The sequence below is a fragment of the Blastococcus aurantiacus genome (genome assembly GCF_900102425.1).
Classification (GTDB): Bacteria; Actinomycetota; Actinomycetes; order Mycobacteriales; family Geodermatophilaceae; genus Blastococcus; species Blastococcus aurantiacus.
In genome coordinates this window covers 96,067-113,388 of sequence record NZ_FNBT01000003.1, presented here as the reverse complement: position 1 = coordinate 113,388, position 17,322 = coordinate 96,067, and the positions used below count along the sequence as shown (strand labels likewise).

Below are 17,322 nucleotides of genomic sequence, written 5' to 3'. Positions count from 1 at the left end.
GGGGCTCTCGCACGTTCCGGGCTCAGACGCCGAGGTCGAGCGTCGCCTCCAGGGGGAGGTCCACCGCGCTCGTGCCCACGCGCAGCCGGTAGGCGCCCGGCTCGTACTGCCAGCCGTCGGCCCAGTGCGCCAGCAGGCGCGTGTGCAGCTCCACCGGCACGCTCGCCGTGGCTCCCGCCGGCACCCGCACCGGAGCCGAGCCCACCAGCCAGCGCACCGGCCGGTCGACGACGGAGCCGGGGCGCTCGGCGTAGACCTGCACGACCTGCTTGCCGTCGCGGTCGCTGCGGTTGACCACCTCGACGGTCACCGTCACGACCTCGCCGGCCCGGGCGTCCGCCGGGGCCTCGACCCCGGTCAGGTCGATCTGCGCGTAGCCGCGGCCGCTGCCGAACCAGTAGGCGGGAGCGGTGTCCTCCTTGAGCCACGCGCGGTAGCCGATGTGGATGCCCTCCGCGTACTCCAGCGCCCCGTCGACCGGGGTGCAGGAGAGCACCGGGACGTCGGCCTCGGCGGCCGGCCAGGTGGTTGGCAGCCGCCCGCCCGGCTCGGCCACCCCCAGCAGCACCTCGGCGACCGCGTTGCCGAACTCCTGCCCGCCGAACCAGCCGAGCAGGAGGGCGGCGACGTCGTCCCGCCACGGCAGCAGCACCGGTGCGCCGGCGTTCACCAGCACCACGGTGCGGGGGTTGGCCGCCACGACGGCGCGGACGAGGTCGTCCTGCCGGCCGGGGAGCGCGAGCGTCGACCGGTCGTAGCCCTCGGACTCCACGATCGAGTTGGTGCCGACGACGACCAGGGCGACGTCGGCCGCGGCGGCGGCCCGGGCGGCCTCGGCGATGAGCGCGTCGGCGTCGGCCCCGGTCGGCCGGGTGCCCAGGCGCAGCGACATGGCGCGGGCCCCGAAGCCCGTGCGGCGGCGCAGGTCGTAGACAAGCCGGAGGTCGACCGGTGTCCCGGCGGTGACCTGCACCTCGGCCGTCGCGGTCGGCGGGTTGGTGAACGCCGCGCCCAGGGCGGCGTCGCTCGTCCGGAGCCGCTCGTCGACCAGCACTTCGTCGTCGACGTAGAGCCGGACGGTGCCGATCAGGCCGACGCCCAGCCGGACGACGCCGCTGTCCGACGGCGTCCACCGGGTGGTCAGCTCGAACTCCGCCCCCGCCTCGATCGGGGCGTCGCCGCCGAAGTAGACGAGGTTGCTGGAGCGGCGGTCCTCGACCAGCAGCTCCGCGCCGTCCTCGGCCAGGAAGCGGGCCTGCAGGCCGGGGACGCCGCTGACCGGGTGGGTCAACTCGCGCAGCGGCAGCTCGGCGACACCGTCCTGCACCACCGCACCGACGGAGTAGCTCACGTCCACGCCAGGGAGGGCGGCGCGCAGCCCCTCGAGCGGCGAGACGGTGTACGCCGGGATCACCGTGGCGCTGCCGCCGCCCTGCGTCCGGGCGGCCGAGGCGTTGTTGCCGATGACGGCGACCGAGCGCAGCGTCGATGCGTCCCACGGCAGCTCGCCGCGGTTCTCCAGCAGCACGGTGCCCTCCACCGCGGCCTCGCGGGCGAGCGCGACGCCGTCCTCCACGAGGACGGGCTCGGCAGGCTGCGTGCCGGGCAGGGCCCCGACGCGCTGGGCGAGCAGGAGGATGCGCAGCACCTTCCGGTCGACGACGGACTCGTCGATCTCCCCGGCACGCACGGCGGCGACCAGCGCGTCGCCCCACGGTCCCTGGGGCCCGGGCATGACCAGGTCCTGCGAGGCCCGGGCGCTCTCCAGGCTGCGGACGCCGGTCCAGTCGCTGATGACGACGCCGTCGAAGCCCCACTCGCTGTTCAGCGGCGTCTCCAGCAGCGGGTTCTCGCTGGCCGTGGTGCCGTTGATGGAGTTGTAGGAGCTCATGACCAGCCAGGCGCGGGCCTGGACCACCGCCTTCTCGAAGGCCAGCAGGTACAGCTCACGGAGGGTGCGGTCGTCGGCGCGGACGTCGACGGTGAAGCGCTCGGTCTCGAAGTCGTTGGCGATGTAGTGCTTCGGCGTCGCCCCGACGCCGTTGACCTGCACGCCCTGGACGTAGGCGGCCGCGAGATCCGCGGTGAGCACCGGGTCCTCGCTGAAGCACTCGAAGTGCCGGCCGCCGAGCGGGGAGCGGTGCAGGTTGATGGTGGGGCCGAGCACGACGTCGACGCCCTTGCGCCGGGCCTCGACCGCCGCCGCAGCCCCGTACCGCCGGGCGATGGCGGGATCCCAGGAGGAGGCCAGGGCGGTGGCCGAGGGCAGGTTGAGCGAGGGGTCGCGCTCGTCCCACGTCTCGCCCCGCACCCCGGAGGGGCCGTCGGACACCAGGATGCGGCGCAGGCCGATCCGGTCCAGCGGCCAGGTGGTCCAGAAGTCGCGCCCGGTGAGCAGCTGGACCTTCTCCTCGAGGGAGAGCGCGGCCAGGGCGTCGCCGAGCTGGGTGTCCGTCGGTGCGGCGGGGTTCGTCATGGGCCCGTTCTCGTCGAGGGTCGCGGGAGGTGGTGTGACGCGGAACCTAGCGCGACCGGGTGAACCGGAGCACCAGGTGGCGTGGCCTGGGACGACGGGGAGGTCTAGCGTCTTCGACGGCCGCTCACGGACGGTGATGAGCCGCCTGACCTGTGCAGGAGGCGCTTCCACGGTGATCCGGACCAGTCGTCGCCTGGCCGATGGCCGGGAGATCCTCTACTTCGACGACGGGCCGTCGCCGTCGGCCCACGAGGCCGCCGACACCCGCGACCTGCCGCCGGTCTCCACCCACTCGCAGCTGCGCTGGGACGCGCTGCTCGGCGAGTGGGTCGTCATCGCCTCCCACCGGCAGAGCCGCACCTTCCTCCCGCCGGCCCACCAGTGCCCCCTGTGCCCGTCGCGGCCCGGGCGGCCCACGGAGATCCCGGACGCCGACTACCAGGTCGTCGCGTTCGAGAACCGTTTCCCGTCGCTGGCCACCGGCGTCGAGCGGGACGTCCCGCCGAGCGCCCCGGGAGCACCGCTCGCCGAGCTGCGCCCCGGGTTCGGCCGCTGCGAGGTCGTCGTCTTCACCAGCGACCACGACCGCGACTTCGCCGAGCTGGGGGCCGCCCGCGCGCGCCTGGTCGTGGACGTGTGGGCCGAGCGGACCGCGGAGCTGTCCGGCATCGACGGCGTCGAGCAGGTCTTCGTCTTCGAGAACCACGGCGAGGAGATCGGGGTGACGCTCTCCCACCCGCACGGGCAGATCTACGCCTACCCGTTCGTGCCCGCACGGGTGGAGAAGGTGCTCGGCTCGGTCCGCCGCCACCGGGAGGCCACCGGCGGCGACCTGTTCGGCGAGGTCGTGGCCGCCGAGCGGTCCGGTCCCCGGGTGGTCGCGCAGAACGAGCACTGGACGGCGTTCGTGCCGGCCGCGGCGCGCTGGCCCTACGAGGTGCAGTTGTTCCCGACCCGCCGGGTGCCCGACCTGCCGGCGCTGACCGACGACGAGCGGGACGCCTTCGTGGCCGTCTACCTCGACGTGCTGGGCCGCTTCGCGCACCGCTTCGACACCCCGATGCCCTACATCGCCTCCTGGAACCAGGCGCCCACGCGCGCCCGCGACGAGTGGTGGCTGCACCTGCAGCTGTTCTCCCTGCGGCGCGCTCCGGGCAAGCTCAAGTACCTGGCGGGGTCGGAGTCGGGCATGGGGGCGTTCATCACCGACACCAATCCGGAGGACGTCGCCGAGCAGCTGCGGGCCGTGGTGCTCCCATGAGCGACGCGGCGACCCGGGCGGCCGACGCCTTCGCGGAACGGTTCGGCCGGTCCCCGGAGGGGGTCTGGGCGGCGCCCGGCCGGCTCAACGTGATCGGCGAGCACACCGACTACAACGGCGGCTTCGTGCTGCCCATCGCCCTCCCGCACACGACGCGGGCGGCGGTGGCCCGGCGCGACGACGGCCGCCTGGTCCTCCGCTCCCTGCAGCACCCGGACGACGACGCCGACGTGGCCGTGGCCGACCTGACGCAGGGCACGCCGTCGGGCTGGGCCGGGTACGTCGCCGGGGTCGTGCACGAGCTCTCCGGGCACGTGCCGGGCGGGCTGGACGTCCTGGTGGACGGCGACGTCCCGGCCGGTGCGGGCCTCTCCTCGTCGGCGGCGCTGGAGTGCGCCGTGGCGCTCGCGCTGCGCGACCTGCTCGGCCTGGACCTGGGTCCCGGCGACCTGGTCGACCTGGCCCGGCGGGCGGAGAACGACTTCGTCGGCGCCCCCACCGGGATCCTCGACCAGTCCGCGTCCGTGCTGTGCCAGGCCGGCGCGGCGCTGTTCCTCGACACCCGGGACCGCAGCACCGAACAGGTGCCCTTCGACCTGGACGCCGCCGGACTGGCCCTGCTGGTCGTCGACTCGGGCGTCACCCACGACCACGCGGAGAGCGGCTACGGCGACCGGCGCCGCGAGTGCGAGCAGGCTGCATCCCGGCTGGGCGTGGACCTGCTGCGCGAGGTCCCCGACGTGGCCGCCCTGGAGGCGCTGGCCGACGGGACGCCCGAGGGCGAGGTCCTGCACCGCCGCGCCCGGCACGTCGTGACCGAGGACGCCCGCGTCCTCCGCGTCGTGGACACCCTGCGGTCGGGGGACGACCCGCGGGCGATCGGCCCCCTGCTGACCGAGGGCCACGCCTCGCTGCGCGACGACTTCGAGGTCTCCGTCCCGCTGCTCGACGCCTGCGTCGAGGCGGCCGTCGAGGCCGGCGCCCACGGCGCCCGCATGGTGGGCGGGGGGTTCGGCGGCAGCGCCCTGGCCCTCGTCGACGTGGACGCCGTCGACGCCGTCACCTCCGCCGTCACCGCACGCTTCGCCCGCGAGGGCGCCCCCGCACCCCGTTCCTTCGTCGCCGTGCCCTCATCCGGGGCCCGGCGGCTGGTCTGACCGCACTCCGAGAAGAGGACATCCGTGGACGACGCCCTGCAGCTCGACGCGAATTTCGTGGACTACGCGTTGGTCGCGGCGTACTTCGCCGTCGTCCTCGGGATCGGGTTCGCCGCCCGGCGCCGGGTCTCCGACAGCCTGGACTTCTTCCTGTCCGGGCGGTCGCTGCCGGCCTGGGTGACCGGCCTGGCCTTCGTCTCGGCGAACCTCGGCGCGGTCGAGATCGTCGGCATGTCGGCCAACGGGGCCCAGTTCGGCATGGCGACGATGCACTACTTCTGGATCGGCGCCGTCCCGGCGATGCTGTTCCTGGGCGTCGTGATGATGCCCTTCTACTACGGGTCGAAGGTCCGCAGCGTCCCCGAGTACATGCGCCGCCGGTTCGGTCCCGGGGCGCACCTGGTCAACGCGCTCAGCTTCGCCGTCGCGCAGATCCTCATCGCCGGCATCAACCTCTACCTGCTGGCCCGCATCGTCGAGCTGCTGCTGGGCTGGCCCCTGTGGATCTCGCTGATCGTCGCCGCGGTCGTCGTGCTCAGCTACATCACCCTCGGCGGACTGTCGGCGGCCATCTACAACGAGGTCCTGCAGTTCTTCGTCATCGTCGCCGCGCTGCTGCCGCTGACCCTGATCGGCCTGCACCGCGCCGGCGGCATCGGCGGCCTGATCGACAGCGTCCGTGACGCCGGCAACGAGGAGATGCTGGCCTCGTGGCCGGCCACCGAGCTGACCGGCTTCGAGAGCCCGTTCTGGTCGGTCGTCGGCATCGTCTTCGGCCTCGGGTTCGTGCTGTCCTTCGGCTACTGGACGACCAACTTCGTCGAGGTGCAGCGGGCCATGGCCACGCACTCGATCTCCGCCGCGCGGGCGACGCCGATCATCGGGTCGTTCCCGAAGATGTTCGTGCCGTTCATCGTGGTCATCCCCGGCATCATCGCCACGGTCCTCGTGCCGGAGGTGGTCGAGGCCAAGGCGGCGGGGGACGAGGACTTCGACTACAACAACTCGATCCTGTACCTGATCAGCGACGTGCTGCCCAACGGCCTGCTCGGCGTCGCGCTCGCCGGTCTGCTGGCCGCCTTCATGGCCGGCATGGCGGCCAACATCTCCGCCTTCAACACCGTCTTCAGCTACGACCTGTGGCAGCAGTACGTGAAGAAGGACCGGCCCGACGAGTACTACCTCAAGGTCGGTCGCTGGGCGACGGTCGGTGCGACGGTCACCGCCATCGGGACGGCGCTCATCGCGTCGGGCTACACGAACCTGATGGACTACCTGCAGACGCTGTTCGGCTTCTTCAACGCGCCGCTGTTCGCCACGTTCATCCTGGGCATGTTCTGGAAGCGGATGACGCCGACGGCGGGTTGGGCCGGCCTGGTGTCGGGCACCCTGGCCGCCGTCACCGTCGCGCTGCTGAGCGAGGACGCGTTCGGCGAGGTCTCCCTCGGCGTGCTCCCGCTCGGGGGCCAGGGCGCCAGCTTCGTGGCCGCCGGTGCCGCGTTCGTCGTCGACGTCGTCGTCAGCGTGGTCGTCACGCAGGTGACGCAGCCCAAGCCGGCCGAGCAGCTGGTCGGGCTGGTCTACTCCGAGACGCCGAAGGAGCAGCGCACCGATCCCGAGGCGCACCGCCTGCCCTGGTACCGGTCACCGGTGCCGCTGGCCGGCATCTCCCTGGCCATGGTCATCATCCTCAACATCATCTTCCGCTGAGTCAGGGGCGCATCCGATGAGCACAGCAGGAACCACCGGCGAGAAGAAGGCGGCCGGCGCGTTCGACGTCCGCAACGTCATCGCGGCCCTGATCGGCTTCTACGGCGTCGTCCTGGTCGTCGTGGGCCTGGTCGACAACGACGAGGAGGCGCTGTCGAAGGCCGGCGGGGTCAACGCCAACCTCTGGGTCGGCCTGGCCATGCTCGCGTTCGCGCTGATCTTCGCCCTCTGGGCCCGCCTCCGGCCGATCGTGGTGCCGTCGCCGGAGACCGGGGACGACGAGGGGGCCGGGCCCGCGCACTGAGCGCCTACTGCCGGTTCCACCCGGTTCGACTGGCTGGGCGCCCAGCTCGACGGATGCCCGGACGCGCATCTCGCACCGTCCCAGCCCCCGCGGCCCACCCGTAGGTCCGGGCGCCCGGCGAAGGGGTGGAGCGCGTCGGCCGGCGTGAACTCGGCGTCGTCCGACGAACAGCCGCCGTCGGTGCTGACCTCGACGCGCGTGACCGGCGTGCGGCCGAACCACGCTCACCCGGATAGCGGCAGGGGGTCGATTCGGACGAACCGCTCCCTGGCATCGGATCACCTGCGGCCGCCGATGGCGGCGATCTGCTGGCGGACGTCCAGGGCGAGTTCCCTACGCCCTCCCGAGCCGCGGCGCAGGCACGCCGGAAGGGCGACCTGGTGGGGCCGGTCGTGCACCCCGGCGACGGTGCCGGACATGAGGATGCGGATCGTGCGCCCGGACGGCGAGCCGTACCCACATCGACCGGGCAGTGACGTCTGTCATCGCTGATCGAGGACATCGCACTCTGCCGAGCCGCGAGTCCATCGGCCAGTCTGACGGCGTCGGACGACCTTCACGCAGAGCAGAGACCTGCACTCAGTGGCCAGCCGTCTCGGACGTCGGGCACCGCCCGCCGGTCGCCGCCCTGTTGCGTCGCTTCGAGGTCGCTCGTCGCTTACGACGGGAGCGACCCCGTACCTGTACCCACGTGACCGGGAGGACCTCGTGCCCTACATCCAGACAGCGGACCGCACCGGCCTGTTCTACACAGCTGTCGGCGACGGCCCGCCCGTCCTGCTCGTCCACGCCTGGTCGCTCAGCTCCGCGATGTGGGAGTACCAGGTGCGGGCCCTCGTCGAGGCCGGCTTCCGCTGCGTGGCGATGGACCGGCGCGGGCACGGTCGGTCCGACGTGCCCGGGAGCGGTTACGACCTCGACACCCTCGCCGACGACCTCGCCCGGCTGATCGAGCTGCTCGACCTCCGGGACGTGACGGTGGTGGCGCACAGCATGGGTACGTGCGAGACCACCCGCTACCTCACTCGGCACGGTACTGATCGGGTGCGGCGTGTCGCCCTCCTCGGCGCTATGACGCCACACCTCGCGGGCGCAGTCGGCTCCGCCTTCGTCGAGGCGATGGTCGATGCACTGGTGGCCGACCGGCCCCGCTGGTTCCAGGAATCGGCACCGGCGTACTTCGCCACTGGAGGAACCGGGTCGTGGGTGTCACCGGCGCTGGTGGACGACGGCATCCGTCAGATCCTGGCCACCCCGCTGGAGGTGCAGATCGCCTGTCTGCGGGCGTTCACCGGCACGGATCTGACCGCGGACCTGCAGGCCATGGACATTCCGGCGCTCGTCCTCCACGGCGATGCCGACGCGTCCGCTCCGATCGACCTCACCGGCCGACCCACCGCGAAGCTGTTGCCCCGAGCTCGCTTCCGGATGCTCGACGGGGCGCCGCACGGCCTCTACGTCACCGCCAGGCGCGAGGTGAACGACCAACTCGTCGCACTCGCCCGCGGCGAGGTGGACACGTGACCCGGTGGGCCGCTGGACCGCAGGGCACCTTCTCCTTCACCCCGGCGCACACAGCCTTCGGCCTCATCGAGGAGTTCCTATGGACGTGTCCAGCTGCTATCCCGTGATCGCCGTCGAGGACGTCGCCGAGGCGGCCGGGTTCGCCCGGTCGTGGCTGGGCTTTCGGACCACGTTCGCGTCGGACTGGTACGTCAGCCTGGTGGACGACCACGGCCACGAGCTGGCGTTCCTGCGCTGGGATCACGAGACGGTCCCCGCCGGGCACCGCCGCCCCGTGGCCGGACTGCTCGTCAACCTGGAGGTCGACGACGTCGACGACCAGTGGGAGCGGCTGGTCGTGCGCGGAGGACTGCCGTGCGTGCGGGACATCAGGACCGAGGACTTCGGTCAGCGCCACTTCATCCTCGCCGCGCCCGGCGGCTACCTGGTCGACGTCATCACCAACGTCCCGGCGACCGGACGGTACGTCACGGCCTACACCGATGCGGCGCCCGGCCACGGCCCGTGACGACCGGGATCGCCCACTGGCGACGTCTTCCTCCTTCCTGGCCGGCGGCACCCCGCCTCGCGCCACCGCCGTCGCGTGCGCGGGGCGGCGCACGCCGCGTCCCCGCGCGGGGCCGCCGCGCGGCAGAGTGGCGGCCGCAGAGGGAAGGAGGGCCCTTGGTACACGACCCCGCCCCCTTCGCGAGCGTGCCTCGGGACGGCGGGCGGGCACTCACCGCGCTCGCCGTGCTGCTGTGCGGGGTCTTCCCCGTGCTGGAACTCGCCGGCGTGGCGGTGACCGCCGACCCGGGCACGTTCCTGACGAAGACCATCGTCACGGTCGCCTACCTGCCACCCTTCCTCTGGCTGTTGACGGCCGCGCTCGGCGGCGGGCGCCGCCGGGGAGCGTGGTGGTGCGTCGCGTGGATCGGGCTCGTACTGGTGGTAGAGGTCCTGCTCCACCGCGGACAGATGATCCTGCCGGTGTTCCCGGCGCTGGCGGTCTCGGTGATCGTGCTGGTCCGCCCGGGGCGGGCGATCCCGGTCGTGGTCCTGCTCGCTGCGGTGACGGCGCCGCTCGCACTGGTGGCCGGCGCACCGCTGATCGAGCTGCTGTACCCGCGCGAGCTGTTGTGGCAGGCGACGCTGGTGGCGCTCGTCGGGGCGGCGCGGCAGCTGGGTCGGGCTCGCCGGGAGCTTGCGGACGAGGCGCTGGTGCGCGAGCGGCTGCGGATCGACGACGTCCTCCGGTCCACCGTCGAACCGGCACTGGCCGAGCTGGTGGGCCGCGCCGAGCACGCGTGCGGCGCGGTCCGAGCGGGTGCGGAGGACGCGGACGGGGAGATCGCCGGACTCGTCGCAGCGGCTCGCGGAACGCTGGCCGACGCACGCCGGCTGGCCCGAGGATTCGTGCGTCCGACGCTGCGGGCGGAACTCGAGACGGCCGCCAGGCTGCTCTCCGCAACCGGCCGGGAAGTCCGTGCGGTGCCCCCGAGCGTCGAACTGCCGCCCCCGGTGGAGGAGGCGCTGCGCGCTGACCTCCAGGCCGTGGTGATGTCGCTGCTGCGTCAGAAGGATCCCGGCGGGCTGGTCGTGCTGCGCGTGGCTCTGGGTCCGACGGGCGAATACCGTCTCGTCGCCGGCCACGTCGGCGCCGACGGGCCATCGCAGCGTCGTCCGGTCGGGGCCTTGCGATGATCGCGGCCACGGAGCGGGACCAGGTTCGGGGAGCAGCGGAACTGCGGCTCCCGTATCGGCGCCTGATGGTCGCTGCGCACCTGCCCTTGCTGGCAGCGAGCGTGCTCTCCGTCCTGTTCGACACCCGGCCCGATCCGCTCGGCCCTGCGGCCACCGCGGCGCTCGCGGTGGGAGCTGGCGCGCTCGTGCTCGCGCTCCACGTCCGCCATGCGCTGGCCTTCGCCGCGGGCGTGGTCCCGAGAGCCTGGCCCATCACGCTGGCCGCCCTCACAACGCTGGTGTACGTCCCGCTGGGGTGGCTGCCGGGTGGGTGGCTGGTGATCCAGTGGGCGCTCGCCGCGTCGCTGGTCATGCTGTTGCCGCGGCGCATGGGCGCGGCCCTCGCGGCGCTGCTCGTCCTCGGCTCGGAGATCGTGCTCTCGGGTCACGTGATCCGCACCGCCGGTCTCCCACCGGCTGTGGCGGGATGGTCGGCGGTCTACAACATGGTGGTCGCGGTTCTCGGTCCCGTGGCGCTGCTCGCGGTGATCCGGCTGGTACGAGTGCTGGACGAGCTGTCCGCTGCGCGGGCGCAACTGGCGCAGACGGCGACCCAGCGCGAGCGTCTCCGGATCTCCCGTGACCTGCACGACCTGCTCGGGCAGAGTCTCACCGCGATGTCGCTCAAGGGCGACCTCGCCCTTCGCCTCGTGAACGGCGATCGGCCCGCGGCGATCGCGGAGCTCGAGGGGCTCGTCGGCATCGGCCGCGCCGCGCTGCGGGACGTACGGACGGTCGCCTTCGACCGGCACCCGACCTCGTTCGACGATGAACTCGCCGCCGCACGACAACTGCTGCACGCGGCCGGCATCGTCGCGCGCATCGAGACCGCACCGTTCAGCGACGCGATGTCCGCCGCGGAGGACCAGGCGCTGGGGTGGCTGCTGCGTGAGGGCGTCACCAACGTCCTGCGGCACAGCGAGGCCACGCACGTCGTGATCCGCGCCGAGCGGTGTCCTGGGCAACGGCGCCTGGAGATCGTCAACGACGGCACCGGGTCGGCTCCTGGGCCCGGTGCCACGGGCAGCGGGCTGGACGGGCTGAGGGACCGCATCGCGCCGCTCGGCGGCACCCTCACCGCCGGAGCGCTGGACGGCGAGACCTTCCGGCTAGCCGTGGACCTGCCCGAGGAGCCGATGTGAACGTTCTCGAGGAGGCTCCGTGAGCATCCGAGTGCTGATCGCCGAGGACATGCACATGATCCGGGGTGCCCTGGTGGCACTGCTCGCCCTCGAGGACGGCATGGAGGTCGTAGCCGAGCTCGACCGAGGCGACGAGATCGTGGAGGCGGCACTGCGGACGCGCCCCGACGTCGCCGTCGTCGACATCGACCTGCCAGGAACGGACGGCATCACCGCTGCAGCCCAACTCCACACACGGGTGCCTGAATGCCGGACGCTCGTCCTCACCGGGCTCTCCCAGCCCGGTCACCTACTGCGCGCGCTCCAGGGCGGCGTCCGCGGCTTCCTGCTGAAGGATGCCCCGGCGGGAGCGCTCGCCCGAGGTATCCGGCGGGTCGCCGCCGGCGAGCGGGTGATCGACACCGAGTTGATCGCGGCCGCCCTCGAGACGGGGTCCACCCCGCTGACCGCGCGGGAGACCGATGTCCTGCGGGCCGCCCAAGGGGGCGCGTCGACCGAGCAGATCGGGGTCGACCTGGCGCTCTCGACGGCGACCGTGCGCAACTACATGTCCAACGCCATCAGCAAGACCGGTGCACGCAACCGCATCGACGCGATCCGTATCGCCCGCGACTCCGGCTGGCTGTGAGCGACGACGGATCCGTGGCCGGCACCACGAGACCGGCCGGCCGTGCCGGCCCCTGGCTCCTCGGCATCGCCGGGTGGGCGCTCGCCTTCGCCGCCCCCCACCTGTACTGGGCGGGAGGGGGCCGACGGGGCCTGGGGGAGGAAACGAGCGCGGCCGATGATGCCCTGGCGACTCCGTGGTTCGCCGCCTACAACCTGGTGGTGGCCGTCCTCGCCGTCGTGGCCGGCGTGCTCGCCCTCGCCCTGTTCCGCCGCGGCGTCGGCCTGCGGGCCCGGCCGTGGGTGCGCCGGACAGCGCTGGCGGCGGCCACGGTCCTGCTCGTGCGGGGTGCTCTGGGTGTCGTGCTGCTGCTCGTCGACGCGGTGACCGGGACGGACGGGCAGGCACCTCCGCTGGTGCTCCTGGCGGTCGAGCCCTGGTTCGTCGTCGGGGGATGCCTGCACCTGGGCGCAGCGTTGTCGCTGTGGGCCGGCGCGGCTGAACCAGCGCGCCGTGACTGCGCCTGACGCGCCTGGCGCGTGATCTTCCGTCGTGCCTTCGGTGGGATGACGTCCGTCACGACGAACCGTGTATTCGTGCCCCTGCCGGCCGTCCCGGCCGGTCGAGAGACTCCGCACATGGAACTCGGCTTCGACGTCTTCCTCGGTCTCGACGCCGTCATGCAGGGCCCCGGTGCGGTCGACGAGGACACCAGCGGTGGCTTGTCCCGCCGACAGCCGGCCGACACCCCGCACATCGACCCGTGAAGGAGAACTCACCGATGCGACGCATCATCAACTCCACCAACGTGACCCTCGACGGAGTCAGCGAGCGCTTGCCGGAGTGGCACTTCCAGTACATGGACGACGAGGCCGTCGGGGTCACCACCGAAGACCTCCATGCGGCCGAGGCGCTGCTCATGGGGCGCCAGACCTACGACGTGTTCGCGGCCAGCTGGCCCGAGCGCGGCGGCGACTACGCCGACCGGATCAACGCGATGCCCAAGTACGTGGCGTCCGGCACCCTACGGAACGCGACGTGGACCAACACCACTGTCATCCGCGACGTCGCCGGCGAGGTCGCCGACCTCAAGCAGCAACGCGGCGGCGACATCCTGATGTACGGCTTCGGGCCCGTCGCGGCGAACCTGTTTGAGCACGGCCTGTTGGATGAGATCCGGCTGTTCGTCCACCCTGTCCTCGCCGGCGGCACCGGACAGTGGGCCGACCTCTTGCTCAATGCGGGAGCTGTCGGCCACCTCGAGCTCGCTGCGCACCGCGCCCTGAGGTCCGGGGTGATGCTGCTCACCTACCGACCGAAGACAGCATCGTGATCGCCCGGGTGTGGCGGGGATGGGTCCGGACGGAGCGGCTCGCTGAGTACGTGGCCATCGTCGACCGGACCGGCCTCGCGGGCTATCGACGTACTCCGGGCAACGCTGGCGCCCAGCTGCTGACCCGGGACCTGGGGGAGGGCAGGACCGAGCTCATCACGATCAGCTGGTGGACCGACCTGCAGCACATCAAGTCCTTCGCCGGCGAGGACATCGAGCTGGCCATCTACTACCCGGAGGACGATGAGTACCTCCTCGAGCGAGAAAGCACCGTGGCCCACTTCGAGGTGACGCCTCCACGCGAGGTGCCGGACGGCGTTCAGCCGGACGCGGGTACCCCCGCGTTCACGCTGACCCGGGTGTACCCCGCCGCACCGCCCGTCGTCTTCGCGCACTTCACCGAACCCGCGCCGTTCTGCCGCTGGTTCGTCGTCGACGGCCACACCACCCCACCCGACCGGGTCACCCTCGACGCCCGACCCGGTGGACGTATCAGCGGCACGATGGTGGCGCAGCAGGACGGCCAGGAGATCCCGTTCAGCGCGACCTACGGGCGCGTGGAGCCACCGTGGACGGTGCAGTTCGGATTCAGCGGGCCGCCCGAGGTCGTAACCATGACCTTGACCGACCTCGGAGCGGCCGGCACCCAGCTGACCTACCGCAACGAGGGCTGCCCTCCCGAGGATCGTGCCGAGGCGCTGGTCGGGGTCGGGCGCATGCTCGACGCTCTCGAGGCGTCGCTTACCGGAGCTGCCCGATGAAGCCGCGCCGTGCACGGTCCGACGGCTGCGGAGCGCCGTAGCCGCGCCATTCGGTGGCTTCGCCGCCCCCGCGTGGCTCCGTTGACACCTTCGGCCGGCACGGCCATCACCTCCGAAGGACAGAACGTGACCACTGCACACGAGGACCGGAGTCGGGCGGCGGGAACGGGATGGGCTGGTGCTCGGCTTGCCCGCCTTCCTCGTCACCACGCGAGCTGGGTGGAGGGCCACGGTCGGGTGCGGACGGTGGCTGCGACTCCTGGAAGCTCGACGACCCTGCTCACCACGTGGGAGGCGGTAGACGCCCTACGGCTTCTGCGCCTACCGCGTGCCGCTCGGGTCGATGCGTGGAGCGGCTCGCCGCCGCACAGGCGTGGGAAGAGGACCGCCAGTTGTCCCGAGCGGTAGGCGCTCCGAGTCGGTTGGCAGCACCGGCGGACGTAGAGATGCGGAATCCGGTACGGCGCTCGTTCTGATCACCAGGTCGGTCTGGCCGGCGATTGATCTACCTGGCCGCGCGGGCGATCGCGGCCGCGGCGTCGAGCACCGCGCCCACGACCTCCGGGCCGGGACGGCGGCCGAGCCGCTCGACCGGTCCGGAGATGGAGACCGCGCCCAGGACCGCGCCGGAGCCGTCGCGCACCGGGGCCGACAGTGAGGCGACGCCCGGCTCGCGCTCGGCGATGCTGTGCGCCCAGCCGCGACGGCGGACGTCGAGCAGCGTCCGCGCGGTGAAGCTCGCCGAGGGGAGCAGGCGGGTGACCTCGTCGGCGGGGGTGAACGCCAGCAGTGCGTGCGCCGCGGAGCCCGCCGTCATGGGCAGCCGTGCGCCGACCGGCACCGTGTCGCGCAGGCCGCTGGTCCGCTCGGCGGCGGCGACGCAGACCCGGCTGGCGCCGTCCCGCACGTAGAACTGGGCGCTCTCGCCGGTGGCGTCCCGCAGCGTGGCCAGGTGGCGGCCGGCGATGTCGCCCAGGTCGGCCGACCCGCGGCCGAGCTCGGCGAGCGCCGGGCCGGGCGCCCAGGTGCCGGTGTCGGTGCGCCGGACCAGGCGGTGCCCCTCGAGCGCGACCGCCAGCCGGTGGGCCGTGGCCCGCGGCAACCCGGTGCGGGCCACGAGCTCGGCGAGGGTCGCCGGCTCGTCGGCGACGGCACGGAGGATCGCGACCGCTTTGTCCAGAACGGCGACGGGGTTAGGCTGTCCCACACAGCAATACTTGCATCTCACACAGTGAGAAACAAGCGCGACGAGCCGGGCGACCCCCGGCGAGAGGACGGACCGTGCCCAAGACCCTGGCCGAGAAGGTCTACGACGCCCACGTGGTGCGCAGCGCCGAGGGGGAGCCCGACCTCCTCTACATCGACCTGCACCTCGTGCACGAGGTCACCAGCCCGCAGGCCTTCGACGGACTGCGCGCCGCCGGCCGCACGGTGCGCCGTCCCGACCTCACGATGGCCACCGAGGACCACAACGTCCCGACGCTGGACATCCTCGCGCCGATCGCCGACCCGGTCAGCCGCGCCCAGGTGGAGGCGCTGCGCCGGAACACCGCCGAGTTCGGCATCCGGCTGGCCCCCATGGGTGACCGCGACCAGGGCATCGTGCACGTCATCGGCCCGCAGCTCGGGCTGACCCAGCCGGGCATGACGATCGTCTGCGGCGACAGCCACACCTCGACCCACGGCGCCTTCGGCGCGCTGGCCTTCGGCATCGGCACCAGCGAGGTCGAGCACGTGCTGGCCACCCAGACGCTGCCGCAGTACAAGCCCAAGCAGATGGCGGTCACCGTCGACGGCGAGCTGCCCCCGGGCGTCTCCGCCAAGGACGTCATCCTCGCCGTCATCGCCCAGATCGGGACCGGCGGCGGCCAGGGCTACGTCATCGAGTACCGCGGCAGCGCCATCGAGAAGCTCTCGATGGAGGCCCGCATGACCATCTGCAACATGTCGATCGAGGCCGGGGCCAAGGCCGGTCTCATCGCCCCCGACCAGACGACCTTCGACTTCCTGAAGGGCCGCCCGCACGCCCCGCGGGGTGCGGACTGGGACGCCGCCGTCGCCCACTGGTCGACGCTGCGCACCGACGAGGACGCCGTCTTCGACGCCGAGGTGCACCTCGACGCCACCGCGCTGACGCCGTTCGTCACCTGGGGCACCAACCCCGGCCAGGGCCTGCCCATCGACGCCCGCGTCCCCGACCCGGCCGAGTTCGCCGACGAGGGCGACCGCCGCGCCGCCGAGCAGGCGCTGGAGTACATGGGCCTCACGCCCGGCACGCCGCTGCGCGAGATCGAGGTGGACACCGTCTTCCTGGGCTCCTGCACCAACGGCCGGATCGAGGACCTGCGGGTCGCCGCGGAGCTGCTGCGCGGCAAGCGCATCGACGCCGACACCCGGATGCTCGTCGTCCCCGGGTCGGTGGCGGTCAAGGCGCAGGCCGAGACCGAGGGGCTGGACCGGGTGTTCACCGAGGCCGGCGCCGAGTGGCGCGGCGCCGGGTGCTCGATGTGCCTGGGCATGAACCCCGACCAGCTCAAGCCGGGGGAGCGCTCCGCCTCCACCAGCAACCGCAACTTCCAGGGCCGCCAGGGCAAGGGCGGGCGCACCCACCTGGTGAGCCCCGCCGTGGCCGCGGCGACCGCGCTCACCGGCCGCCTGACCGCCCCCGCCGACCTGATCGGAGCCTGACTCGTGGACGCCTTCACCACCCACACCGGGACCGCCGCCCCGCTGCGCCGGACCAACGTCGACACCGACCAGATCATCCCGGCCGAGTACCTCAAGCGGATCATCCGCACCGGCTTCGAGGACGGCCTGTTCGTCGCCTGGCGCACCAACGAGCCCGACTTCGTGCTCAACCGGCCCGAGTACGCCAACGCCTCGATCCTCGTGGCGGGCCCGGACTTCGGCACCGGCTCCTCGCGCGAGCACGCCAACTGGGCGCTGCTGGACGGCGGGTTCCGGGTGGTCATCAGCCCGCGGTTCGCCGACATCTTCCGCAACAACTCGACCAAGGCCGGGCTGCTGACCGTCGTCCTGCCCGAGGCCGACGTCGAGGCGCTGTGGAACGCGATCGAGGCCGACCCCGCGCTGCCGGTGACCGTCGACCTGCAGGCCGAGCAGGTCACCTACGGCAGCACGACCGTGCCGTTCCAGATCGACCCCTACACCCGCTGGCGGCTGCTCGAGGGGCTCGACGACGTGGGTCTGACCGAGCGGCACCTCGACGACATCGAGGCGTTCGAGGCGAACCGGCCTGCCTGGAAGCCGAAGGCGCTCCCGGCGGTCTGAGGTGCCCCCCGAGGGCCAGAATGGCCATTCTGGC

Annotated in this window: 18 protein-coding genes; 15 read left to right on the top strand and 3 right to left on the bottom strand. The window is 72.6% G+C overall.

The window, feature by feature from the left end:
* Positions 1-22: 22 nt before the first annotated feature.
* A complete protein-coding gene (locus BLS70_RS07180; RefSeq protein WP_091765179.1) occupies positions 23-2,476 on the bottom strand; it encodes a beta-glucosidase in 2,454 nt (817 codons plus the stop codon).
* 172 nt (positions 2,477-2,648) lie between these two features.
* On the opposite strand from BLS70_RS07180, the gene galT reads away from it, so the two are divergent.
* From galT to BLS70_RS07160, 4 genes are read left to right on the top strand one after another with little or no spacing between them, the layout of a single operon-like run.
* The gene (gene galT, locus BLS70_RS07175) at positions 2,649-3,737 is read left to right on the top strand and encodes a galactose-1-phosphate uridylyltransferase (RefSeq protein ID WP_091765176.1); all 1,089 of its coding nucleotides are present in this window, start codon (positions 2,649-2,651) and stop codon (positions 3,735-3,737) included.
* A complete protein-coding gene (gene galK, locus BLS70_RS07170; protein WP_091765173.1) occupies positions 3,734-4,894 on the top strand; it encodes a galactokinase in 1,161 nt (386 codons plus the stop codon). The genes galT and galK overlap by 4 nt, the downstream gene beginning before the upstream one ends.
* A gap of 24 nt (positions 4,895-4,918) precedes the next feature.
* Entirely contained in the window at positions 4,919-6,604 is a 1,686-nt protein-coding gene (locus BLS70_RS07165; RefSeq protein WP_091765170.1) for a sodium:solute symporter family protein, read from the top strand.
* A gap of 16 nt (positions 6,605-6,620) precedes the next feature.
* The gene (locus BLS70_RS07160) at positions 6,621-6,908 is read left to right on the top strand and encodes a hypothetical protein (RefSeq protein WP_091765167.1); all 288 of its coding nucleotides are present in this window, start codon (positions 6,621-6,623) and stop codon (positions 6,906-6,908) included.
* Between the two features lie 278 nt (positions 6,909-7,186).
* Here BLS70_RS07160 and BLS70_RS20720 read toward each other — a convergent pair whose 3' ends face one another.
* Positions 7,187-7,327, bottom strand: a complete 141-nt coding sequence (locus tag BLS70_RS20720) for a hypothetical protein (protein ID WP_176946323.1) — start codon at positions 7,325-7,327, stop codon at positions 7,187-7,189.
* Positions 7,328-7,616: 289 nt separating this feature from the next.
* On the opposite strand from BLS70_RS20720, the gene BLS70_RS07155 reads away from it, so the two are divergent.
* From BLS70_RS07155 to BLS70_RS07120, 9 genes are all read left to right on the top strand, one after another.
* Positions 7,617-8,432 carry an alpha/beta fold hydrolase gene (locus BLS70_RS07155; protein ID WP_091765164.1) on the top strand — a complete coding sequence of 272 codons (816 nt, stop codon included), beginning with the start codon at positions 7,617-7,619 and terminating at the stop codon, positions 8,430-8,432.
* A gap of 79 nt (positions 8,433-8,511) precedes the next feature.
* Positions 8,512-8,940 (top strand): VOC family protein, encoded by a 429-nt coding sequence (locus BLS70_RS07150; RefSeq protein ID WP_091765161.1) that lies wholly within the window; start codon positions 8,512-8,514, stop codon positions 8,938-8,940.
* Positions 8,941-9,188: 248 nt separating this feature from the next.
* Entirely contained in the window at positions 9,189-10,115 is a 927-nt protein-coding gene (locus BLS70_RS07145) for a sensor histidine kinase (protein ID WP_143030357.1), read from the top strand.
* A gap of 65 nt (positions 10,116-10,180) precedes the next feature.
* Positions 10,181-11,296: a sensor histidine kinase gene (locus tag BLS70_RS07140; protein ID WP_176946322.1), complete on the top strand. Its 1,116-nt coding sequence runs from the start codon at positions 10,181-10,183 to the stop codon at positions 11,294-11,296.
* Positions 11,297-11,315: 19 nt separating this feature from the next.
* Positions 11,316-11,924 (top strand): response regulator transcription factor, encoded by a 609-nt coding sequence (locus BLS70_RS07135; RefSeq protein ID WP_218122316.1) that lies wholly within the window; start codon positions 11,316-11,318, stop codon positions 11,922-11,924.
* Positions 11,925-11,938: 14 nt separating this feature from the next.
* A complete protein-coding gene (locus BLS70_RS07130) occupies positions 11,939-12,430 on the top strand; it encodes a DUF3995 domain-containing protein (RefSeq protein WP_176946321.1) in 492 nt (163 codons plus the stop codon).
* Between the two features lie 111 nt (positions 12,431-12,541).
* The gene (locus BLS70_RS21250) at positions 12,542-12,670 is read left to right on the top strand and encodes a hypothetical protein (protein WP_255362290.1); all 129 of its coding nucleotides are present in this window, start codon (positions 12,542-12,544) and stop codon (positions 12,668-12,670) included.
* Positions 12,671-12,684: 14 nt separating this feature from the next.
* Entirely contained in the window at positions 12,685-13,236 is a 552-nt protein-coding gene (locus tag BLS70_RS07125) for a dihydrofolate reductase family protein (RefSeq protein WP_091765150.1), read from the top strand.
* Positions 13,233-13,997, top strand: a complete 765-nt coding sequence (locus tag BLS70_RS07120; RefSeq protein ID WP_091765147.1) for an SRPBCC family protein — start codon at positions 13,233-13,235, stop codon at positions 13,995-13,997. Before BLS70_RS07125 ends, BLS70_RS07120 begins: the two co-directional genes overlap by 4 nt.
* A 505-nt stretch (positions 13,998-14,502) precedes the next feature.
* Here the strand turns inward: BLS70_RS07120 and BLS70_RS07115 are convergent.
* Positions 14,503-15,204 (bottom strand): IclR family transcriptional regulator, encoded by a 702-nt coding sequence (locus BLS70_RS07115; RefSeq protein ID WP_091765144.1) that lies wholly within the window; start codon positions 15,202-15,204, stop codon positions 14,503-14,505.
* Positions 15,205-15,278: 74 nt separating this feature from the next.
* On the opposite strand from BLS70_RS07115, the gene leuC reads away from it, so the two are divergent.
* Both leuC and leuD read left to right on the top strand, forming a co-directional pair.
* A complete protein-coding gene (gene leuC, locus BLS70_RS07110) occupies positions 15,279-16,685 on the top strand; it encodes a 3-isopropylmalate dehydratase large subunit (protein WP_091765141.1) in 1,407 nt (468 codons plus the stop codon).
* Between the two features lie 3 nt (positions 16,686-16,688).
* Positions 16,689-17,288, top strand: a complete 600-nt coding sequence (gene leuD / locus BLS70_RS07105) for a 3-isopropylmalate dehydratase small subunit (protein WP_091765138.1) — start codon at positions 16,689-16,691, stop codon at positions 17,286-17,288.
* The last annotated feature ends 34 nt before the right edge of the window (positions 17,289-17,322 follow it).

Excerpts from the sequence above, each read along its gene's own strand:
- BLS70_RS07150 (WP_091765161.1), top strand. The coding sequence starts at position 8,512 with ATGGACGTGTCCAGCTGCTATCCCGTGATCGCCGTCGAGGACGTCGCC.
- BLS70_RS21250 (WP_255362290.1), top strand. The coding sequence starts at position 12,542 with ATGGAACTCGGCTTCGACGTCTTCCTCGGTCTCGACGCCGTCATGCAG.
- galK (WP_091765173.1), top strand. The coding sequence starts at position 3,734 with ATGAGCGACGCGGCGACCCGGGCGGCCGACGCCTTCGCGGAACGGTTC.
- BLS70_RS07140 (WP_176946322.1), top strand. The coding sequence starts at position 10,181 with ATGGTCGCTGCGCACCTGCCCTTGCTGGCAGCGAGCGTGCTCTCCGTC.
- BLS70_RS07180 (WP_091765179.1), bottom strand. The coding sequence starts at position 2,476 with ATGACGAACCCCGCCGCACCGACGGACACCCAGCTCGGCGACGCCCTG.
- BLS70_RS07125 (WP_091765150.1), top strand. The coding sequence starts at position 12,685 with ATGCGACGCATCATCAACTCCACCAACGTGACCCTCGACGGAGTCAGC.
- BLS70_RS07160 (WP_091765167.1), top strand. The coding sequence starts at position 6,621 with ATGAGCACAGCAGGAACCACCGGCGAGAAGAAGGCGGCCGGCGCGTTC.
- BLS70_RS20720 (WP_176946323.1), bottom strand. The coding sequence starts at position 7,327 with ATGTCCGGCACCGTCGCCGGGGTGCACGACCGGCCCCACCAGGTCGCC.